The organism is Butyrivibrio hungatei (genome assembly GCF_900101605.1).
GTDB lineage: Bacteria > Bacillota > Clostridia > Lachnospirales > Lachnospiraceae > Butyrivibrio > Butyrivibrio hungatei_B.
In genome coordinates this window covers 90,955-111,697 of record NZ_FMUR01000009.1, presented here as the reverse complement: position 1 = coordinate 111,697, position 20,743 = coordinate 90,955, and the positions used below count along the sequence as shown (strand labels likewise).

Sequence of the window (20,743 nt, the reverse complement as noted above, 5' to 3'; positions counted from 1 at the left end):
AAAATGAATTATTCAATGATCAGATACATTCTCTTTAGGCTTATGAGAGTAATGGGATGTCTGTTTATGCTACCGTTTGTAGTGGCAATTATCTATAAGGAATATGACAGCGCGGTGTCTTTTCTGGTACTTGCGGCGGCCTGCTCACTTATAGGTGTCATAGGCTCGTTAAAAAAGCCTGCAAACAAGGTTATCTATGCAAAAGAGGGCTTTTCTATCACGGCCGTTGCTTGGATACTTATGAGTCTTTTGGGAGCGGTTCCCTTTGTTATTACAGGAACCATTCCAAGTTACGTTGACGCTGTGTTTGAGACGATATCAGGTCTTACGACCACAGGAGGAAGTATTCTTACAACTCTTGACGGGATAGAGTACAGCGTACAGTTCTGGAGAACATTTACACACTGGATCGGAGGAATGGGAGTTCTGGTATTCCTTCTTGCAATCGTTCCGATGGCGGACGGATACAGTATGCACCTTATGCGTGCGGAGAGCCCGGGACCCGTTGTAGGTAAGATCGTTCCCAAGGTAAAAGATACCGCTAAGATTCTTTACCTTATTTATTTTGGAATCACCGTTGTTGAGATCATATGTCTGTTTCTTTCGGGAATGCCGCTTTATGATGCGATAACGATTTCTTTTTCAACTGTCGGAACGGGTGGATTTGCCGTTAACAATGCAGGTGTCGGCGGATACTCTGTGTTGAGCCAGGCCATAATCATTGTATTCATGGCACTTTGCGGAGTAAACTTTACCGTTTACTATTTCCTTTTAAACAGGAAGCCCAAAGAGGCTTTTGCCATAGATGAAGTAAAATTCTACTTTGGAACAATGTTCCTTGCAGCAGCACTTATTGCTGTGAATATATACAGGGCGGGAATTCTTGATAATGCAGGGCTTTCGTTCCACCATTCGCTTTTTGCGGTTGTTTCCGTTATGACTACGACAGGATTTGGAACACTCGACTTTGATAAATGGCCGATGTTTTCAAAGATGATCCTGTGTATTCTTTCACTTGTCGGAGCCTGCGCGGGTTCAACAGGTGGTGGATTCAAGTTCTCAAGAGCGATCATTGTAGTAAGAAACTTTAGGAATGAGCTTAATTTCATAGTTCATCCGAAAGCTATAAAGAGAGTTTACATGGACGGACACACGGTTGAAGGAACTACGGTTAAGTCGGTTTCTGCATATCTTGGCCTATATGTTATGACATTTATTGCTTCGACAATAGTGGTTGCACTCGATAATTTTGATTTCCAGACGACGGTTACTTCGGTTGCGGCTACGCTCAACAATATAGGACCGGGACTTGGAATGGTAGGACCTATGGGTAATTATTCAGAGTTCTCTGTTTTGTCCAAAATAGTCCTTATGTTTGATATGCTTGCCGGAAGACTTGAGTTGTTACCGATATTTATAATCATGAAACCCAAAACATGGCGTAGATAAGCCATTTTCAAGAAATTGAATAAAATTTGCAATATTTTTGAAAAAATCTATTGGAATTTGTGTCCAAATTGTGATAAACTTTAGTTTATTCTGTGAAATAATAGTTAAAAAAGAATAAAGTTTATTTTGAGGTGAAGATGAAAAGAGCAAGGTGGGTAGTTATTGTTCTTGCTGTGGTATTTGTTGTCGCTTTGTCTGTCGTTAGCATTCATATTTACAGAAGGCACGGCTCTAATCAGCAGACAGCTGATAATGAAGATGCATACTATGCCGCAGAAGAGACACTTCTTAAGTATTTGGGCGTTGATAATAAAGAGGATGATTCTTCCGATAGTGACGAGGAAATAGTTGCAGATCTGACGGCGAACAGCAGGTTTACCCAGAGGGTGACTGTTAAAGACGATAATGATGAGATACTCCCGTACAGCGGAACGATAACTAAAGATCCGGAATCGTTTTATCCGGGAACATATGAGATATCATTTAATCAAGAAATTTTGCCAAAAGAGGTAACGGTTGAAGTTGAGATGGATGTGTTAAAGGGCGATGAGGTCTACATACTTACGGGAGATAAGGATTCAGGTTACACGGAGTATGCGGTTGTAACCGTGGATAAGTACAATACCGTAAGATTTTCAACGGAAACGTTGCAGACATATACTTTGTCTACAACAAATATTGCCGCAGCACAGGAAGCTATGGCAGGCATTGTAGGGGATTGAATCAGTTTGAAAGTGCGCCGGCGATAAGAAGCGTGGTCACATATAAGATGATGAGATGAACAGGGTAAAAAGCGTAGAGCAGATATTTATATTTGCCAAGCTTTTTGCCTTGTTTTTGATTATAAAGAAATATTAGGATAAAGGCTGGAAAACTTTGCCATTCAGTGCTGTATGAAGCGATAACAATATATGCGGCGAGTATGTTTAAAGGAAAGATCGGTCTGAAGAAGCAGAATATTACTGCAAGGAAGATTCCGTAGCATTTGTAGTCGCTTTGCATAAAAGATGCAGCGGCAGATGTTATCAGAATTATTATGATGCTTGCGAACATTGCATATGTGGTATTCAGATTTTTTTTATGAAAATAATTACTTACGGCATCTACGCCGCATAGCGTGATAAGGGCAAGAAAAAGCGTTATGAATACATTGCTGTTTTCAAGATCTATTTTCCCGTAAAAAGCATAGTCATAGGGGAGCTCAGATATCAAAGCAAAAATTAGCAGGCTTGCAGCATATTTTAGTCTGTTTGAAGTATGTATGAAACCTTCCGTGATTAGAAAGATAAAGATAGGGAAGGATGTTCTTCCGATAAATCTCAGTGCCTTATATATTGTATTAAGGGTGTCAAAAGACATCCCCACAGGTAAAATGTCATCTTCTACAAGTGGGGCAATCACAGCGGCTCCTATGTGGTCTATAAGCATAGTCACAAGAGCTATCATTTTAAGCGTGTTTCCTGAGATTTTACGAAAATCTGCAAATTTATCCATTAGTCTAAGCTCCGTTATGTCAGATTGCGATAGGAATGTCTTTGAGCTGTTCTCCGGCAACTTCGTAGTTTTCGAGTGACACATCATTTCTGGTAAATTTATAGAAATCCTTTATATCCGGATTTAATGTAAACTTCGGCGCGGGAAGAGGAGTGCGCTTGATGAGCTCTTTTACAAGCGGAATGTGTCTGTCGTAAATATGGGCATCGGCTATCACGTGAACCAGTTCTCCCACGTTCATATCACATACCTGAGCCAGCATATGGACAAGGACCGCATACTGTACGACATTCCAGTTGTTTGCGGCAAGCACGTCCTGCGAGCGCTGGTTGAGTACGGCATTTAGCGTAAGTCTGTCTTCGCCTTTTTTCTGCGTGACATTATAAGTTACGCTGTAGGCACAAGGATACAGGTTCATCTCGTGAAGATCTGAAAACATGTATGTGTTGGTCATGATACGTCTGCTGAAAGGATTGTTCTTAAGATCGTAGATGACTCTGTCGATCTGGTCAAACTCGCCTTCTTTGTATATACTCTTTTGAGCAATCTGATAGCCGTAGGCTTTTCCGATAGAGCCTGTTTCATCAGCCCATTCGTCCCAGATATGACTGTGAAGATCGTTTATATTGTTACTCTTTTGCTGATAAATCCAAAGTATCTCGTCGGTAGCACTCTTAAGTGCTGTCTTTCTGAGCGTCATTATTGGAAATTCTTTTGAAAGGTCGTATCTGTTTACGACACCAAATTTCTTTATAGTATAGGCAGAAGTACCGTCCGGCCAGTGTGGGCGCACTTTTTCACCTTCTGTTGATGTTCCGTTCTCCATGATATCTTTGCACATGGAAATAAAAATTTCATCGGCTTTTGACATACCGTTCCTCCTGAATTTATATGATTACTTTCCCCATTTGTCGCACAATGCGATTATCTGGTCCGCAAATTTTGCTTTGTCTTTGTTTGTCATACCTTCGCTCTTTGCGATTATGCCGACAAGCCTTGCTCCGGCTGCCTTGAGTCTTGCGTAGACATCGGATACGAGAGTGGCCTCTTTGCTCTTTTTGGGAACAGGGACGGCTTCTTTTATGAAGGTTCCTGACACAAGGTCAAACTCTGTTCCGCTGTAAGGCGCGTAGGCATCAAAACCGTAATCGTCTCTGAGAAGTTTGGCAAAAGAGCTGCAGACGCTGTCTTCACCGTGCACGACGAAAACTTTTTTGGGGCGCTTTTCGTTAAAGCCGTTTATCCATTCGATAAGTCCGTTTTTATCTGCGTGTCCCGAGAGTCCTTCAAGTTTGCAGATATCGGCTTTGACATCTACGGTTTCGCCAAAGAGCTTTATCTGCTCGGCGCCGTCGATTATTGCCCTTCCCGTAGTGCCTACGGATTGATATCCGACGAAAAGAACGGTACATTCTTCTCTCCAGAGATTGTGCTTTAAGTGGTGTCTTATACGGCCTGCTTCGCACATGCCTGATGCCGAGATTATTACCTTCGGCTCGGAATCTTCGTTTATGGCTCTTGATTCTTCGGTCGTGATGGCAAGATTAAGCCCCGGAAAAGTTATGGGATTTATCCTGCGTTTAACAAGCTCCATAGCCTCTTCATCGTAACATTCATAGCGGTTTTCGTTAAATATCTCGGTTGCTTCGACCGCAAGCGGACTGTCCACAAATACCGGGAAATCGGGAAGAGACTTTACGAGTCTGTCCTTTTTTATCTTCCTGATAAAGTAGAGCATTTCCTGAGTTCTTCCGACGGCAAAAGAGGGGATGACAACATTTCCGCCTCTTGCAAAAGTTCTGTCGAGAATCTCCGACAGTTCTTTTATATAATCAGGTCTTTCCGTAGAGTGAACCCTGTCTCCGTAGGTCGATTCCATGAGGACATAGTCTGCCGAAGCGGTAAACTCGGGATCTTTGATAAGCGGCTGGGCTTTATTTCCGATATCGCCTGAAAAGACAATTTTTTTGCTGATATTTTTTTCCGTGATCCAAACTTCAATGCTGGCCGAGCCGAGAAGGTGACCGATGTCGGTGAAGCGTATCTTTATTCCGTCGCAGACAGTGATCTCATCGCCATATTTGCACGGAATAAAAGACTTTATCGTCTTTTCCGCATCTTCCATGGAATATGAAGGCTCAATCTGCGTTATATCTTTGTTTCGTTTGGCTTTTCTGTTGCGCCATTCGGCTTCCTGCATCTGGATATGAGCGCAGTCTCTGAGCATTATGTTGCACAGATCGCAGGTCGCGTCGGTTGAAAATATTTTTCCCCTGAAACCTTTGGAGTATAAAAGAGGAAGATTACCCGAATGATCCACATGAGCGTGGGTGAGAAATACATAATCAATCTCGGGTGCCGAAACCGGAATCGGGACATTCTCAAAATAATCTTTGCCCTGTTCCATTCCATAATCTATAAGAATATTTTTTCCACAAGCGGAAAGTAAATGGCAACTGCCCGTAACTTCGTGGTCAGCACCTATAAAGGTAAGTTTCATGGCGTTTCCCCCTTTTCATTTAGCATATCATAATTTCTTTGTGGAAAAAATAGCCGATATTTGGTAAAATAATTGCATTGACTTAATTAGCTAAGAAAAAATTGGGAGATGTTTACTATGAAAAAAAGGGAAAAATTTATTGCGATTGCAATGTGCACAGCTATGGCTTTTTCCGTTGTAGCTTGTGGAAAAGATAAGGGAGCTGACGATTCTTCACTTTCTGTTTCGGTTGAAGATGTTGCAGTAGAGGCTTCTTCAGAAGCTTCTTCAGAAGAAGCGGAGAACTTTGAGGTTCCGGAAGGAATGTACCTCAGTGAGATCACAGGTGAACCTATAAGTGAAGAACTCAAGGATCAGCGTCCCGTTGCGGTTATGGTAGATAATGAGAAGACAGCTCTTCCTCATTTTGGAACATCAGAGGCTGATGTTGTCTACGAGCTTATGAACAGTACACAGAATGACAGAATTACCAGACTTATGTGTATCGTTAAGGACTGGGATAAGATTGAACAGATGGGAAGCGTAAGAAGTACACGTCCTACAAATATCCTTCTTGCAGGTGAGTGGAATGCGGTACTTTGCCATGACGGCGGTCCTTTCTACATTGATGAGTATCTGAAGAACCCTTGGGCTCAGCACTTCTCAGGAACATTCCAGAGAGTAAAGAACGGAAAGCCCAGAGAATTTACAGAGTATGTTTGCAAGGGAGACCTTGATAAGAACTTCTCAAGTAAGTCTTCAGATCCTGAGTATTCAAAGAATTATACACAGTATAAGAATGAAGGAAGTCACTTCAACTTTGCTCCTTACGGCAAAGAAGTAGATCTTACAAAGGTTTATGAGAGGACTTATCCCGCAACAGAGATTTCACTTCCTTTCTGGCACAATACTTCAACACTTAAGTATAATGACGAGACTAAGGAATATGAGTACTATGAGTACGGTTCACGTCACGAGGACGGAGAGGATAACGAGCCTCTCAGCTTCAAGAATGTACTCATTCAGAAATGTGATTTCCATCAGTATGATGAGCACGGTTATCTTATTTATAACTGTATCGCAGCAGGACAGCCTGGATGGTACATTACAAACGGCGTTGCCAAAGATATTACTTGGGTAAAAGATGGCGATAATCATGTAACCAAGTATTATGATGAAAATGGTAAAGAGATTCAGATCAACACAGGTAAGACATATATCACACTTGTTCCGGCTGATACATGGGATTCACTTACTGTAAAGTAATAAATTAAAAAAACTATGAGGGCTGCAATGAATATGTTGCAGCCCTTTACTGTATTGTAGGAGGAAAATATGAAAGCAATAGTAGCAGTTGATAAAAATTGGGCCATAGGATATCAGGGACGTCTTTTGGTAAGTATAAGAGCAGATCAGCAGAATTTTAAGAATTTAACAATGGGAAAAACTATCGTATATGGAAGGAAAACTCTTGAGACGTTTCCTCGAAAAGCCGTTCTTCCCGGAAGAAACAATATTATTCTTTCTACAAAGGAGGATTATGAAGTAAAGGATGCCGTTGTGGCGCACAATAAGGAAGAGCTTTATGAGCTTATAAAAGATATTCCTTCCGATGATATATTTATCATTGGCGGAACAAGCGTGTATAATGAATTTATTGATGAGTGCGATACGGCTATTGTCACTTTTATCGATAAGGAATATCAGGCAGACAGTTTTTTTCCAAATCTTGATGAAAATCCTGACTGGGAGCTTGTCGATGAGAGTGAGGAACAGGTTTATTTCGACATAACATATACATACAGGACATACAAAAAGAAATAAAAGTGTTAATGGGGTGAGACGCCTATGGAGAAAAGAGTTCTTATTTTGATAAATAAAACTGCGGGGGTTGGAAAAGCAGGAAATTATACTATGGATATTGTGACGAGGTTTGCAAAGGCAGGATATGAGCCGGTTGTGTTTCCTATTTTGCCTGAGGATGGTATAACCTCGGAATCTATCATATATCAGTATGACGGCAGGGTAGATGCCATACTGTGCAGCGGCGGCGACGGTACGCTTAATCATGTGGTCAATTCAATAATGCGGATGAAGAACAAACCTGTTTTGTCATATATCCCTGCGGGAAGCACCAATGATTTTGCCAAAGGTCTTGGAATACCCGGAGTGAGAGCAAGAGCTATCGAGGCAGCGGTAGACGGAAAACCGTTCAGTTACGATGTGGGAAAGATGAATGGCACGTATTTTAATTATGTTGCGGCATTCGGAGCTTTTTCGAAAGTGAGTTATGCAACGGATCAGGAGTTAAAAAATGTTCTTGGCTACGCGGCATACATACTCAGTGCCATCGCTGAACTTCCGCAGAACATCGGATACAGCTGCCACATGGAGATTGAGGCTGACGGCGTAAAAGAAAGCGGTGATTATGTCTTTGGAGCAGTGAGCAATTCATCGTCTGTTGCGGGAATGACTCTTTTTGGAGATGAGCTGATACAGCAGGATGACGGACAGATGGAGCTTATTCTTATCCATGCACCAAAGAATCTTGTTGAATTTAATTCAATAATTTCCGCACTTGCGATGAAATCACCGGATAATCCGTATCTTACATACAAGCAGGTTAAGCATGTTACATTCAAAGCTACGGAAGATGTAGAGTGGACGCTTGACGGTGAATTTGGCGGATCGTATAAGGAGACGGATGTATCTGTCATAGAGAAGGCTATAACTATACGGACAAAGTATACATAAGGAAGATGTGGTGACAGGGGGACGGAGCAGTTGACACCTCGTACTGAGGTGTCAAATGCTCCGTCCCCCTGTCACCAAATGCTCCGTCCCCCTGTCACCAAATGCTCCGTCCCCCTGTCACCAAATGCTCCGTCCCCCTGTCACCACCGTCTCCCTGTCTGCTCCCCCTGTAACCAATTCAAAAAAAGGGAAACGCTGATGATTCAGTGTTTCCCTTTCTGAAAAAGAGGGTGTGGTTATCTATAGAATACTTCACCGAGTTTAAGATCTCTCTTAAACGACGGTATGGAAGTGTTCTTATCAATTATTACGGCTTCAATCCCCATCATTTCAGCCCAATCGGCCATCTGATCTGCGGTAAGGTCATAGGAGAATGCTGTGTGGTGTGCGCCGCCTGCAAGTATCCATGCTTCGGCTCCTGTGTAAAGATCCGGATAAGGTGTCCAATAAGCAGTTGCAACCGGAAGGTTAGGCATGGGCTTTTCTGTCTTTTTACATTCAACTTCGTTGATGATAAGGCGGAATCTGTTGCCGAGGTCTATAAGTGATGTGGCAATACCTTTGCCTTCTTTTGAAGTAAATACAAGCCTTGCGGGATCTTCTCTGTCACCCATTGAAAGCGGTTTAACCCTGATGCTGATAGGACCGTCTGCGATAGTCGGGCATATCTCAAGCATATGGGCTTCAAGTATTCCTTCTTTTCCCCTTACAAGGTTATATGTATAGTCTTCAAGCATTGAAGTGCCCTTTGCATCTTTCATGCCGGAAGTCATTATCTTCATAAGGCGTACCATTGCCGCAACTTTCCAGTCGCCCTCTGCGCCAAAGCCGTAGCCTTTTTCCATGAGCCTCTGGATTGCAAGTCCGGGAAGCTGGCCGAGTGAGCCGAGGTCGCCGAAGTGTGTAACGATTGCCTGATAGTTCTTTTCCTCAAGAAATCTTTCAAAGCCAAGCTCAATCTGAGCCTGAACGGCAACGTGTTTCTTGAATTCCTCGGGATCTCTTCCGTCAAGGATGATCTCGTATTTGTCATAATACTCATCGAGAAGAGCGTTTACGTCGGAAGCACTCACGGATGCGACACTGTCTGCAATCTCATTTACAGGATATGTGTCGACTTCCCAGCCGAATTTGATCTGAGCTTCGACCTTATCGCCCTCGGTAACGGCAACGTTTCTCATGTTGTCGGCAACACGCATTACTCTGATGTGACTTGATTCCATAACGCCGACAGCGGTTCTCATCCAGGATGCAATCCTGTTTCTTACTTCGTTGTCTTTCCAATAGCCTGCGATAACTTTGCGCTCGATGCCCATTCTGCTTACGATGTGTCCATATTCCCTGTCACCGTGTGCAGCCTGGTTTTCGTTCATGAAATCCATATCGATGGTATCGTAAGGAATTTCTTCATTGTACTGAGTGTGCAAGTGTAAGAGAGGCTTTCTGTATTCCTGAAGACCGAGAATCCATGATTTTGCGGGTGAAAACGTGTGCATCCAAGTGATCACACCTGCGCAAGTCTCATCGGCATTCGCCTCGTTGAAAGTCTGTCTGATAAGTTGATTTGTTATAAGAACAGGTTTCCAGACAACTTCGAACGGAAGTATGCCTGACTTGTTGAGCTCTTCAACAATCTCTTTTGAATGATTCGCAACATGTCTCAGGACTTCATCCCCATAAAGATCCTGAGAACCTGTGCAGAACCAGAACTTGTACGTTTTTGTTTGAATCATATGTAACCCTCCTTAATATATAGCGTTTACCCCATGTATTGCTTTCCCTTCTCACAAAAAAGACAATACGTTTATAATATGATTTTCAAACTTGTACGTACGAGTGGTCAAGTTGTAAACTTTGATTCCAAGAAAAAAATAATTAGATCAGTGTTTTCCTAAATAGCCCTGTTTTTACAGGAGTTTCCGGTGATGAGCTTAGGTTCGATGACAATCTTTTTGTCAACTTCCTCGCCGTGGATCATCTTTAGCAGGGCTTCTGCGGCAATTTTGCCGAGTTCTTGCTGAGGGTGAACTATGGTCGTAAGGGTAATATCAGTGTTAGTCGATGTTTGCGAGTTGTCATAACCTGTAATTGAGATATCTTCGGGGACTTTAAGCCCGAGTTCGCGGATGGCCTTGATAAGGTGAAAGGCTATCTGGTCATTGTAGGCAACGATCGCATCAACTTTTTTGCCGCTTCGTATCATTTTCTGAAGAGTTGTATATGGGTGAACGGCGCGGTCTTCCGTATAGAACCAGATGACATTCTCCGGATCGTAGGCGATGCCTTCTTTTGCGAGAGCTTTGGCGTAGCCTTTGTGCCTGTTTTGTCCCTGTGTATCGTCGCTTTTAAATACGCCGAGGATGTTCCTGTGCCCGAGCTTTATCAGGTGTTCGGTCAGAAGGTATGCGCCCTTTTCATCGTCCATTATCACGTGCGGCTTATCCTCCATGACAGAGTACGCACCCTGAATGAAGATGTAGGGGATGCCGTAGGAATCAAGCCTGTCATACAGATATTTGTGCTTGCAAAAGACATTGCTCTTACTGGGCTCTATTATTATTCCGTCGATGTTTTTTTCAATAAGATTTTCAAGACATTGTATTTCTCTTGTCCTTGAGTTGTTGGTATTTTTAAGAACAATGCTGTATCCGTTTTCTGAAAGAACGGAATCGATACCGCTTATGACCTTCGGAAAAATGTAGTCCGAAAGATATGTCATCACAACGGCGATATCCTTTGAGTCCTTTTTGAATCTTGATGCATCCGAGCAGAATGTTCCACTTCCTTGAACTGCGTACACGAAACCTTCGTTTATCAGGTTTGAGATTGCCTTTCTGACTGTCTGGCGGCTAACGCCATACTTTGCGGTAAGTACATTTTCGGACGGCATTTTTTCTCCGGGTTTAATCTGTTCTTCTAAGATAAGTTGCTTTAGTTCTTCCTCTATCTGCTGATATTTAAGCGAAGCTGATTTTTTATTATTCATGTGAAAGTTCTCCTTATTGTCAGTGAACTATAATTTTTTGGTTGTAAATACATATATAAGTCATAAGTGTGGGGGAGTCAAGGAGGGAGAGAAAGGGTGGTGACATGGGGACGGAGCAGACAGGGGGAGGGTGGTGACAGGGGGACGGAGCAGGTGACACCTCGGTACGAGGTGTCACCTGCTCCGTCCCCCTGTCACCACCCTCCCCCTGTCTGCTCCGTCCCCATGTCACCACCGTCACCTCCCCCTTGCCTTGTTGCACTGTGGCAGTGGTTTTGGTAAACTTCGAATAGTGTAGGAAGGAACATGAAAACGAAATGTTTTTGTATGAGAAAAAGAACCATAAAAAAGACGGACATGAATATATTGCGATAACCGGATATGAAGGAGCTGTCAGGAAACTTGCGGTACCGGCGGAGATTGACGGTATTGCTGTTGAGGAAATAGGAAATCATTCTTTTTCGGGAAGAGATGATATTGAAAGCGTACAACTTCCCGAAAGTATAAAGACTGTCTACGGCTTTGCTTTTCATAATTGCAAGTCACTCAAAGAGATAAGTGTATACGACGGCATAATCGATTACTACGACGGCGTTCTCAGGCAGTGCGACAGTCTTAGGAATATAGATGTGACCATAAACAACGGAAGATATGAGATAATACGAAACTTTCTTGCAGATGTGGACGGGACGCTGAACTTCAGGATAAAAATTCTTAAGGAGAACGGGAGTATAGAAGAAGCTCTTTTGACCTTCCCTGAATATCTGTATGATTTCAATGAAAATACCATGGCAAGGACAATACAGTTCTCAATTGGCGGCTCGGGATATGCGTACAGAGAGTGTGTTGACAGGACATTCATCAATTTCAGGGAGTACGACAAGCTCTTTGAGAAGGCGAAAATAGACGGCAAGGAAATTGCAGAAGATATCGCGTTGGGACGACTTCTTTATCCATATGAGCTCGCGGAAGGTTACAGAGAAAAATATGAAGACTATGTTTCCGTCAATTTTGGAAGCATTTTTGGCAGGATGATAGAAGGTGCATCGGAGACGGAAGAGGAGCTTGAGTATGTCGGTAAACTTCTTGATTACAGGACATCCGATGAAAAAGCTCTTTTCCTCGATGAACATATAGAAGAGGGGATAAAGAGGGCTACCGATGCAGGAAAGACGCTGCTTTGCGCGGTTATTATCGAACGCAGCAAAAGGCAGAGCGGTAGCTTTGAGGAATTTAATCTTTTGTAAACAGCGGAGGATGATATGAAAAAAGAAAACTCCGGAAGTGCGAAAAGAAGGGAACTTGAGGCGGTTGGTGTAAAAGCGCTTGAGGCGTCAAGAACGGAACTGTACATCGCAATGAGATTTATGGGCGCGGCGCTTATGAGCCTTAAGTATGAGATGGATCTTTCGACCGTGACCGTAGGTACCGATGCGGTGAATATCAGATATAACCCTTCGTATATATTAAAGCTCTTTATCGAGGAGCCGGGGAAGCTTAACAGAACGTATCTTCACATGATAATTCACTGCATTTTCAGGCATATGTACACATCGGCGTTTTATGAGGATGAGAGGCTGTTTGATCTGTGCGCGGATATCGTTGTCGAGTCGATTCTTGACGGCATGGATTATCCCTGCATATACAGAGTTACGTCGGATTACAGGGACAGGATGTACGCGCGGCTTGAGGATGAGCTGAAGGTCCTTACCGTGGAGAAGTTATACAGATTTTTTTCCACAGAGGGAAAAGAGCTTACGATAGATGAACTTGAGCGGGCAGAGCGCGAGTTTAAGCTGGACGATCATAGTTTTTTCAGAAGGATTCCGAAGGACGATCCGGAAAAAGAAAACGACGAAGATGAGAAAATTAAGGAAAAACTGATAAGTCCGCTTGTTTTAAGGGAAATAAAAGATAAAGAAAAAGACTGGGAGAAAGAGGCAAAGCGCCTTCAGAGCGAGATAGACGCGCTTTCGAGCAGGGCTTCCGACAAGGCCGGCAAGCTCTCTTTTCTCTTGCAGATACAGAATACATCAAGGACGGATTACCGCGAATTCCTGAAAAGATTTATGATACTTCGGGAAGAGGGCGGCATCGACATGGATACTTTCGATTACGGGATGTATTCATATGGGATGATGCATTATGGCAATATGCCGCTCATTGAAGAGAATGAGTTCAGGGAAGTTAAGCGGTTAAAAGAGCTTGTGATCGCGGTTGATACTTCCGCATCCTGCACAGATACGCTGCTTGAAGGGTTTCTGAGAGAGGCTGCGAAGATTCTTTTGGATAGAGAGAGCTTTTTTCAAAAGATCAAAGTTCATCTGATCGAGTGCGATGACAGGGTGCAGAAGGATGAGATTATTGAATCTGTCGATGATATGGAGAGCCGAATTGGAAAGATTACGGTGGAAGGCGGATTTGGAACGGACTTTAGGCCGGTGTTTGAATATGTAGAGAGCCTGCGGGAGAAAGGCGAGTTTGAGAATCTAAAGGGGCTTATCTATTTTACCGACGGGTACGGAGAATATCCGGAAAAGAGCCCTGACTACGATGTTGCATTTGCATTTCCGAAAGACGGAGATATCGATGATACCAAGGTGCCGGAGTGGGCGCTGAAGCTCTATGTTTAATGAAGGACAACTACGACACAAAAGATGAGGAATTGACCATGAATATAAATGAAGCAAAAGATGAAGTGAAAAATGCCGTGAGGGCATATCTTACAAAAGATGAGAGCGGGCAGTACGAGATTCCCGTAAACAGGCAAAGGCCGGTTCTTCTTATGGGACCTCCCGGAATAGGCAAGACGGCGATCATGGAGCAGATAGCGTGGGAACTCGGGATAGGTCTTGTGTCCTATACGATAACTCATCACACAAGGCAGAGTGCGATCGGACTTCCGATGATCTCGGAGAAAGAGTACGGCGGCAGGAAATATTCCGTGACAGAATATACCATGAGCGAGATAATAGCGGCTGTTTACGATCAGATAGAGAAGTCGGGGGTAAAAGAGGGAATTCTTTTCCTCGATGAGATTAACTGCGTATCTGAGACACTTGCGCCTACGATGCTTCAGTTCCTGCAGTATAAGACTTTCGGAACGCATAAGCTTCCTGACGGATATATAATCGTAACTGCAGGAAATCCTGCAAAATATAACAAGTCGGTCAGAGATTTCGATATCGTAACCCTGGACAGAGTGCGTCAGATCAACATTGAAGAGGATTTTGAGGCATGGAAGGAATATGCCTACAAGGCGGGAGTTCATGGCGCAATTCTCGCATATCTTGAGATTAAAAAAGATAATTTCTACAACATCAGGACTGAGCTTGAGAAAAGAAGCTTTGTCACGGCCAGAGGTTGGGAGGATCTGTCGAGAGTTATCAAGGTTCATGAGAAGCTAGGGATTGAAGTCGATGAAAATCTTGTCGGACAGTACATTCAGAATGCGGATATTGCTTCCGATTTTGCCACGTACCATGAGCTTTATCACAGATACAGAGAACTTTATAAGATTCCCAAGATCCTTGAGGGAGAGGCGTTTGAAGACAGGGATGCTCTTCGTAACGGAAGCTTTGATGAGAAGCTTAGTATTATCGGACTTCTTGTCGATAAGCTGATGGAAGAGTTTAGGGACTATGCGAAAGATCAGGCGGTTCAGAAGGATCTTTTCGGAATCATGAAAGAGTTTCTTGGCTACTGTGAAAAGAATGCCTCAAAGGCCGATGCTGCCTCTGAATATCTGCTGTCTAAAGCGGATGAGGAACTTGAGAAACTGGAAAAAGACGTTGAAGCAGGAATGGTGAGCCGCGACGATGAGAAATATAGAAGGATTGCGGCAGCAGAACTAAAGAACTGTGCGGAGATCATTGCAAAAGACTGCGATAAGGATCCTGTCGCAGTGGTAAAAGAGTGGTTCAACAGCCGCGAGCTTGCAAGGAAAAACGCAAGTGAAGAAGCCGGAAGGCATCTTACGAACAGCCTTGAATTCATAAATCGCGTATTTGGAGATGAGGAGTCTCTTTCGGGAAGCCAGGAGATGGTCATCTTCCTCACCGAGCTTTCAAATGCTTACTACAGCCTTAAGTTTGTGCGCGAGACGGGGAACGAAGCCTATTACAAATACAATAAGATACTGCTTTTGAATGACAGGAGGCAGGAGCTTAATGAGGAGATTCGGAAGGTTGTGTACGAGCTGCAATGAACGGTTGTTTAAGCTGAAATAAGCGTGAAGTTTTAGTGGTTTATTATAAATTGATATAGTAAGATAGAATACATAACAGTGTTTTTGCGATAATAACTGCATGATAAATCACATAAGGAGGCCGCGATGTTTTTTAAGAAAATAAGAGATAATGACGCCTTGCTCGACGCTATACAAGGCGGAAGCGTAGACAATGTCCTAAAGGGCGGGAAATTGATAAGCAATCATGAGGCCGTTTCTGAAAGTGAAAAAGAAGCAATTCAGAGGATAAATGATAATGTTTCCGAAATAATGGAATATGCAAATGGTGAGACTGCGAAGCTTAATATGGTCAATGAAATAATACATTCCGGAATGTGGGAGATGTATTTTGATCCTGATAGCGGCGAGATCAATAGAGTTAATTGGAGTAACGAATTCCGAAGAATGATAGGCTATAAAGACAGATCTGATTTTCCGGATACATTGGATGCGTGGACGGGCAAATTGCATCCTGATGATAAAGATATGGTTCTTTCGGAGTTTAATGCTACTTTGGCGGATAAGTCCAACAGAAAGAAGTACGATGTCGATTACCGTTTAAAGACAAAGGACGGCTCCTACAGGTGGTTTCGCGCAGCCGGGAATCTTTCAAGGAAGCCAAACGGCGTACCTGAGATATTTATAGGAATCTTTATTGATATAACGGAGCAAATCGAACAGAAGAGACAGTTGGAACTTGAGACTCAACGTCACGATGCCATCGACAATACGTTGTCTGAGGGTAGTTGGAGTATGAATGTTATCGGCAGAAATCCATCCAATCCGGACAATCCTTTTTGGTGGAGCCGGCAATTCAGGCATCTTCTTGGATATCAGGATGAAAGAGATTTTCCGAATGTACTCAATTCCTGGAGTGACAGTCTTCATCCGGAAGACAAACAGGCGGCATTGGATGCGTTTAATAAGCATGTCAATGATTATTCAGGTCGCACACCTTTTGATATTGAATACAGATTGAGAAAAAAGGACGGTTCCTACAGGTGGTTTAAGGCTGTTGGCACGACCGTAAGGGAGAGTGACGGAACTCCGATAGTGGTTGCCGGATCGATACTGGATATTACGGATTCCAAGAAGAATAAAAAGATTGAGAGTGAGATGAGAACCAGTGTAAATAATCTCACAAATGCTCTCTCAGAAATGACCAAGACTGTCGATCAGGCAACAAAAGATATGACAGGCGTTGCCGAAAAACAGTCCGAGATCGTAAAGTCTACCGATGTGATAAATGAGTCGGTTGAAGCTTCTCTTAGGATAATTGATATTATTCAGGACATTGCCTCCGAGACTAACCTTCTTTCATTGAATGCATCAATTGAGGCTGCCAGAGCCGGAGAAGCAGGCAGGGGATTTGCCGTTGTTGCGGAAGAAGTAGGAAGACTGGCGGTTACTTCCACAAATACGAGTGAGGAAATCGCACAGACACTGAATCATATGTCCGAAACCATTAAGAGGATGGTAGATAAGACTGTGGGCATAAATGAAAACATTTCTTCACAGGGCGCAGCAATGGAAGAAATCAATGCCAACATCGAGGAACTGAGCGCAATGGCAGAGACAATCAATCAGATTTCTAAAGGATTATCCGAATGAACGGACATAGTAGTAGCTTTAGATAGTTATAATAAATATAAATGGCGCAGGTCTTTGAAACGACCTGTGCCATTGAAATAATGCGGCGTAAATGCAACGTAATTTTTTTCGTTGCATTTACGCCGCTGTTTTGATACGATACAGATGAAAACAAGGAGGAATTGTTAATGAAGGAAACAAGGACATTGGAATATAAATCTGAATTGACAAATTCTTTTTTGAAGACAGTCAGTGCCTTTTCAAATTTCGTAACGGGGAAAATACTATTTGGAATTGCTGATGATGGAACTGTTATTGGTGTAGATGATCCGGATCAGAGATGTCTTGACATTGAAAATAAGATTAATGATTTGATTTCCCCCAAACCTGATTATGTGCTTTCAATCAATAGAAAAACTAATGTAATAACATTGGAAGTTAATGAAGGAAAATATAAGCCATATCTTTACAAAGGAAAAGCATATCGTAGAAGCGATACTGCTTCTATCGAGGTTGATCAGATCGAATTGAAGCGACTTACTCTTGAAGGAAGCAACATGTATTTTGAATCATTATGTAGTGAAGAATATGATATGACATTTGCTAAACTTGAAGAAAAGCTTATTGAAAAGTTAGGGGTTACGAGAGTCACTGATGATACTCTTCGGACTTTAGGACTATATACAAAAGATGGCAAACTTAATAATGCTGCTTCGTTATTATCTGACATAAATTCTTTTCCCGGTATTGATGTTGCGCGTTTTGGTAATTCTATTGATGAAATATTGGATAGAGAAAGTTTTGTACATGTTTCAATTCTTATGCAGTATGATAATGCAATTATGATGTACCGAAGATATTATCAATACGAGCAGATTAAAGGTGTGGATAGAACTATAGTTGAAAAGATACCTGAAAAAGCTTTTCGCGAAGCTGTTGCAAATGCGTTAGTTCATAGAACATGGGATATAAGCGCGAATATTAGAATATTGATGTTTGAGGATAGAATTGAAATTTCGTCTCCCGGTGGTTTGCCAAGCGGAATAAGTGAGAATGAATATTTAGATGGTAATATTTCAACACTAAGAAATCCGGTATTGGGAAATATATTTTTTAGGCTGCATTATATTGAAATGTTTGGTACCGGGATCAAGCGAATAATAGATTCATATAGAGATTATAAAACAAAACCGAAGTTCGATATAAAAGATAATTCTATTACAGTTATATTGCCTGTTTTATCATCGACGGTATCAGTTACTTCCAATGGAAGCAAAGTGTTGGAGATACTTGGCAGTGAGTTGCGTTACAGTAGTAGTGAACTGGCAAAGAAACTGAAATGGAGTAAGGATAAAACAATAAGGATATTGAATGAGTTGGTAGATGCGGGCTATGTTGTGAAATACGGAATGGGTAGAGGAACTAAATATGGCAGTAAATAGCCTTATTCCATATTGTAATTCCCCTCATAATGGTGTATAACCATATTTATAAAAATTAAACAGACGGGAGCTTGTATTACAGGCTGAGAGGAAGGTGTGACCTTCGACCGAGAACCTGATTTGGATAATGCCAACGTAGGGATGCCTTGTAGAAATAGGAGATTTATGCGGAAGCTTACCGGACGGGAGCTTCCGCTTTTTTGATGCAAAAAAAGATGCCTCCGCCGGATGCTAAAGCACTATCGTGCATTGATTTTCAGGCCCGTCAAAAGGAGATTGATATGAAAAATCAAAAAGTATTGCTGAAAATGGTTACGCTTGCGATGTTTGTCGCACTCGGAGTTGTGATTTCTCCGATACTTCGTGTTGAGGGAATGTGCCCGATGGCGCATCTTATCAATATCACGTGCGCTGTGTTTATGGGGCCTGTGTATTCATTTACATGTGCGGTTTTGATAGGTGCCATCAGGATGGCAACAATGGGAATCCCGCCGCTTGCGCTTACGGGTGCGGTGTTTGGCGCGGCTCTTTCAGGAATCTTGTATAAGCTTTCAAAGGGCAAGATTATCGCAGCGGTTATCGGCGAGATCATCGGAACCGGAATTATCGGCGCAGTCGTATCATATCCCGTTATGACTTATCTTTGGGGCAAAACTGGGCTAACACTTTTCTTCTATGTCCCTTCATTTATCATGGGAACGCTGATAGGTGGAAGCATTGCGTACCTTCTTCTGAAGAGACTGTCCGCTACAGGAATGCTTAGAAAAATACAGGACAGTCTGAACGGCAGTGATGAAGTGGTAAGAGTAGAAAAATCTAAAACAAAAAATGATTCGAATGATATCATCGATAGTAAAACAAATAAAGCTGTTTAAGAGACGAAAAGGTCACATATATGAAAACAAACATCTGCAAACAACTAAAAGAACAATCGCCCCTAATTCACTGCATCACTAACCCAATCTCAATAATGCAGTGCGCCAATGCCGTGCTCCTTCTGGGAGCAAGACCAATCATGGCGGAGCACCCGGACGAAGTCAGAGAGATTACGGCGAGTGCGAAAGCTCTTTTGCTCAACTTCGGAAACGTGACGAGAGACAGGCTTGAAGCAATGGCAATATCGTATGACGAGGCCATGCAAAAAGAGTTGCCCGTTGTCATAGATGCGGTGGGCGTTGCATGCTCGGAGCTTCGAAGAGGCATTGTAAAAAAGATGATCTGCATAAGCAAAAGAAATCCCCAAGCGCCTATGCTCATAAAGGGCAATTACTCTGAAATCCGCGCTCTTTTTGACAACAGTTATAAGTCATCGGGCGTTGATGCAGACAAGAAGCTTACATTGGAAGAGATGATCGATATTGCAGCGAAACTAGCGCAGAACATCAATGCCATCGTTCTTGCAAGCGGAGAAAAAGATATAGTATCGGACGGCAGCAAAACGGCGGTTATCGGGAACGGAACAAAGAAACTCGGTAGCATAACAGGAACAGGATGTATGCTCGGAGCTGTGTGTGCAAGTTTTTTTGCGGCAGATACAAGTATAGATTCAATCGTGAATGCGACGGCGGCCTTTGGAATAAGCGGCGAAAACGCAGAGGGAGATATGTTCCTGATGCGACTTTTTGACGCCATCGCTGATATAAACGACGACATAATCGAAGAAAGGAAGAAAGTTACATGGCACTAGACAGAAAGCAGCTTAAGCTCTACCTTGTCACGGACAGCACGGGTAAGAGCGACGAAGAGTTTCTGAAAGCTCTTGAAGAAGCGATAGAAGGCGGCGTTACCTTTGTCCAGATAAGGGAAAAAAATAAGACGACCGCGGAGTATATAAATCTTGTGAGCAAGGCCCTTGAGGTTACGAGAAAGCATGGGGTACCGCTTATCGTTGATGACAGAGTCGATGTCGTTCTTGCAACGGGCGCGGACGGAGTGCATGTCGGAAGAGAGGATATGCCTGTTGAGACGGCAAGAAAAATCCTTGGAAAAGAAAAGATAGTAGGCGCAACGACCAAGACTGTGGAGCAGGCACTTGCAGCATATAAAGCGGGAGCGGATTATCTCGGAGTCGGAGCGATATATCCCACAACGACCAAAGTAAAAACAGTTCTTACTTCAACTGATACTTTGAATGATATCTGCAATGCGGTGCCGATTCCCGCAAATGCGATAGGCGGGCTGAATAAAGACAACCTTGGCGTACTGAAAGGTATTCCTATCGCCGGAATCTGCGTGGTTTCAGCAATTATGAAATCCGAGTCACCCAAAGAGGCGGCGCAGGGACTTATTAAAGCAATTGATGAGCTTTGATTGCATAAATG

The 20,743-nt window shown here is 42.8% G+C and carries 18 protein-coding genes and 1 riboswitch; of the genes, 13 read left to right on the top strand and 5 right to left on the bottom strand.

Annotated features, from left to right (window positions below; genetic code table 11):
* The first annotated feature begins 3 nt into the window (after positions 1–3).
* Positions 4–1,449: a TrkH family potassium uptake protein gene (locus BLP87_RS08360; RefSeq protein ID WP_074462293.1), complete on the top strand. Its 1,446-nt coding sequence runs from the start codon at positions 4–6 to the stop codon at positions 1,447–1,449.
* A 137-nt stretch (positions 1,450–1,586) separates the two neighbouring features.
* A complete protein-coding gene (locus BLP87_RS08355) occupies positions 1,587–2,171 on the top strand; it encodes a hypothetical protein (RefSeq protein ID WP_074462292.1) in 585 nt (194 codons plus the stop codon).
* A 1-nt stretch (position 2,172) separates the two neighbouring features.
* Here the strand turns inward: BLP87_RS08355 and BLP87_RS08350 are convergent, their stop codons facing one another.
* Genes BLP87_RS08350 through BLP87_RS08340 form a run of 3 tightly spaced genes read right to left on the bottom strand, consistent with a single transcriptional unit; the run spans position 2,173 to position 5,443 of the window.
* On the bottom strand, positions 2,173–2,943 hold the full coding sequence (locus tag BLP87_RS08350; protein WP_074462291.1) for a TraX family protein: 771 nt from the start codon (positions 2,941–2,943) through the stop codon (positions 2,173–2,175).
* A 19-nt stretch (positions 2,944–2,962) separates the two neighbouring features.
* The gene (gene thyA, locus BLP87_RS08345; protein WP_074462290.1) at positions 2,963–3,814 is read right to left on the bottom strand and encodes a thymidylate synthase; all 852 of its coding nucleotides are present in this window, start codon (positions 3,812–3,814) and stop codon (positions 2,963–2,965) included.
* Positions 3,815–3,838: 24 nt separating this feature from the next.
* Positions 3,839–5,443 carry an MBL fold metallo-hydrolase RNA specificity domain-containing protein gene (locus BLP87_RS08340; protein ID WP_074462289.1) on the bottom strand — a complete coding sequence of 535 codons (1,605 nt, stop codon included), beginning with the start codon at positions 5,441–5,443 and terminating at the stop codon, positions 3,839–3,841.
* Between the two features lie 117 nt (positions 5,444–5,560).
* Here BLP87_RS08340 and BLP87_RS08335 point away from each other — a divergent pair, with 117 nt between their 5' ends.
* The 3 genes from BLP87_RS08335 to BLP87_RS08325 all read left to right on the top strand — a co-directional run bounded on the left by BLP87_RS08335 (position 5,561) and on the right by BLP87_RS08325 (position 8,176).
* On the top strand, positions 5,561–6,688 hold the full coding sequence (locus tag BLP87_RS08335; RefSeq protein ID WP_083334540.1) for a DUF3048 domain-containing protein: 1,128 nt from the start codon (positions 5,561–5,563) through the stop codon (positions 6,686–6,688).
* 69 nt (positions 6,689–6,757) lie between these two features.
* Positions 6,758–7,246, top strand: a complete 489-nt coding sequence (locus BLP87_RS08330; RefSeq protein WP_074462288.1) for a dihydrofolate reductase — start codon at positions 6,758–6,760, stop codon at positions 7,244–7,246.
* Between the two features lie 24 nt (positions 7,247–7,270).
* Positions 7,271–8,176: a diacylglycerol/lipid kinase family protein gene (locus BLP87_RS08325; protein ID WP_074462287.1), complete on the top strand. Its 906-nt coding sequence runs from the start codon at positions 7,271–7,273 to the stop codon at positions 8,174–8,176.
* 236 nt (positions 8,177–8,412) lie between these two features.
* Here the strand turns inward: BLP87_RS08325 and araA are convergent, their stop codons facing one another.
* Complete coding sequence (araA, locus tag BLP87_RS08320; protein WP_074462286.1) at positions 8,413–9,909, bottom strand: L-arabinose isomerase; 1,497 nt, start codon at positions 9,907–9,909, stop codon at positions 8,413–8,415.
* A gap of 158 nt (positions 9,910–10,067) precedes the next feature.
* Positions 10,068–11,162 (bottom strand): GntR family transcriptional regulator, encoded by a 1,095-nt coding sequence (locus BLP87_RS08315; protein ID WP_074462285.1) that lies wholly within the window; start codon positions 11,160–11,162, stop codon positions 10,068–10,070.
* A 317-nt stretch (positions 11,163–11,479) separates the two neighbouring features.
* Between BLP87_RS08315 and BLP87_RS08310 the strand changes: the two genes are divergently transcribed.
* The 8 genes from BLP87_RS08310 to thiE all read left to right on the top strand — a co-directional run bounded on the left by BLP87_RS08310 (position 11,480) and on the right by thiE (position 20,732).
* A complete protein-coding gene (locus tag BLP87_RS08310; RefSeq protein ID WP_074462284.1) occupies positions 11,480–12,409 on the top strand; it encodes a leucine-rich repeat protein in 930 nt (309 codons plus the stop codon).
* A gap of 15 nt (positions 12,410–12,424) precedes the next feature.
* Positions 12,425–13,795 carry a vWA domain-containing protein gene (locus BLP87_RS08305; RefSeq protein ID WP_074462283.1) on the top strand — a complete coding sequence of 457 codons (1,371 nt, stop codon included), beginning with the start codon at positions 12,425–12,427 and terminating at the stop codon, positions 13,793–13,795.
* Positions 13,796–13,833: 38 nt separating this feature from the next.
* Complete coding sequence (locus BLP87_RS08300) at positions 13,834–15,369, top strand: ATP-binding protein (RefSeq protein ID WP_074462342.1); 1,536 nt, start codon at positions 13,834–13,836, stop codon at positions 15,367–15,369.
* A gap of 126 nt (positions 15,370–15,495) precedes the next feature.
* Positions 15,496–17,001, top strand: a complete 1,506-nt coding sequence (locus BLP87_RS16430; RefSeq protein ID WP_074462282.1) for a methyl-accepting chemotaxis protein — start codon at positions 15,496–15,498, stop codon at positions 16,999–17,001.
* Between the two features lie 167 nt (positions 17,002–17,168).
* Complete coding sequence (locus BLP87_RS08290; protein WP_074462281.1) at positions 17,169–18,422, top strand: ATP-binding protein; 1,254 nt, start codon at positions 17,169–17,171, stop codon at positions 18,420–18,422.
* Between the two features lie 52 nt (positions 18,423–18,474).
* Positions 18,475–18,581: riboswitch (TPP riboswitch) on the top strand.
* A gap of 122 nt (positions 18,582–18,703) precedes the next feature.
* Positions 18,704–19,297, top strand: coding sequence for an energy coupling factor transporter S component ThiW (gene thiW, locus BLP87_RS08285; RefSeq protein ID WP_074462280.1), 594 nt, complete (start codon positions 18,704–18,706; stop codon positions 19,295–19,297).
* Between the two features lie 20 nt (positions 19,298–19,317).
* On the top strand, positions 19,318–20,109 hold the full coding sequence (gene thiM / locus BLP87_RS08280; RefSeq protein ID WP_074462279.1) for a hydroxyethylthiazole kinase: 792 nt from the start codon (positions 19,318–19,320) through the stop codon (positions 20,107–20,109).
* Positions 20,100–20,732: a thiamine phosphate synthase gene (gene thiE / locus BLP87_RS08275; protein WP_074462278.1), complete on the top strand. Its 633-nt coding sequence runs from the start codon at positions 20,100–20,102 to the stop codon at positions 20,730–20,732. The genes thiM and thiE overlap by 10 nt, the downstream gene beginning before the upstream one ends.
* Positions 20,733–20,743: the final 11 nt, after the last annotated feature.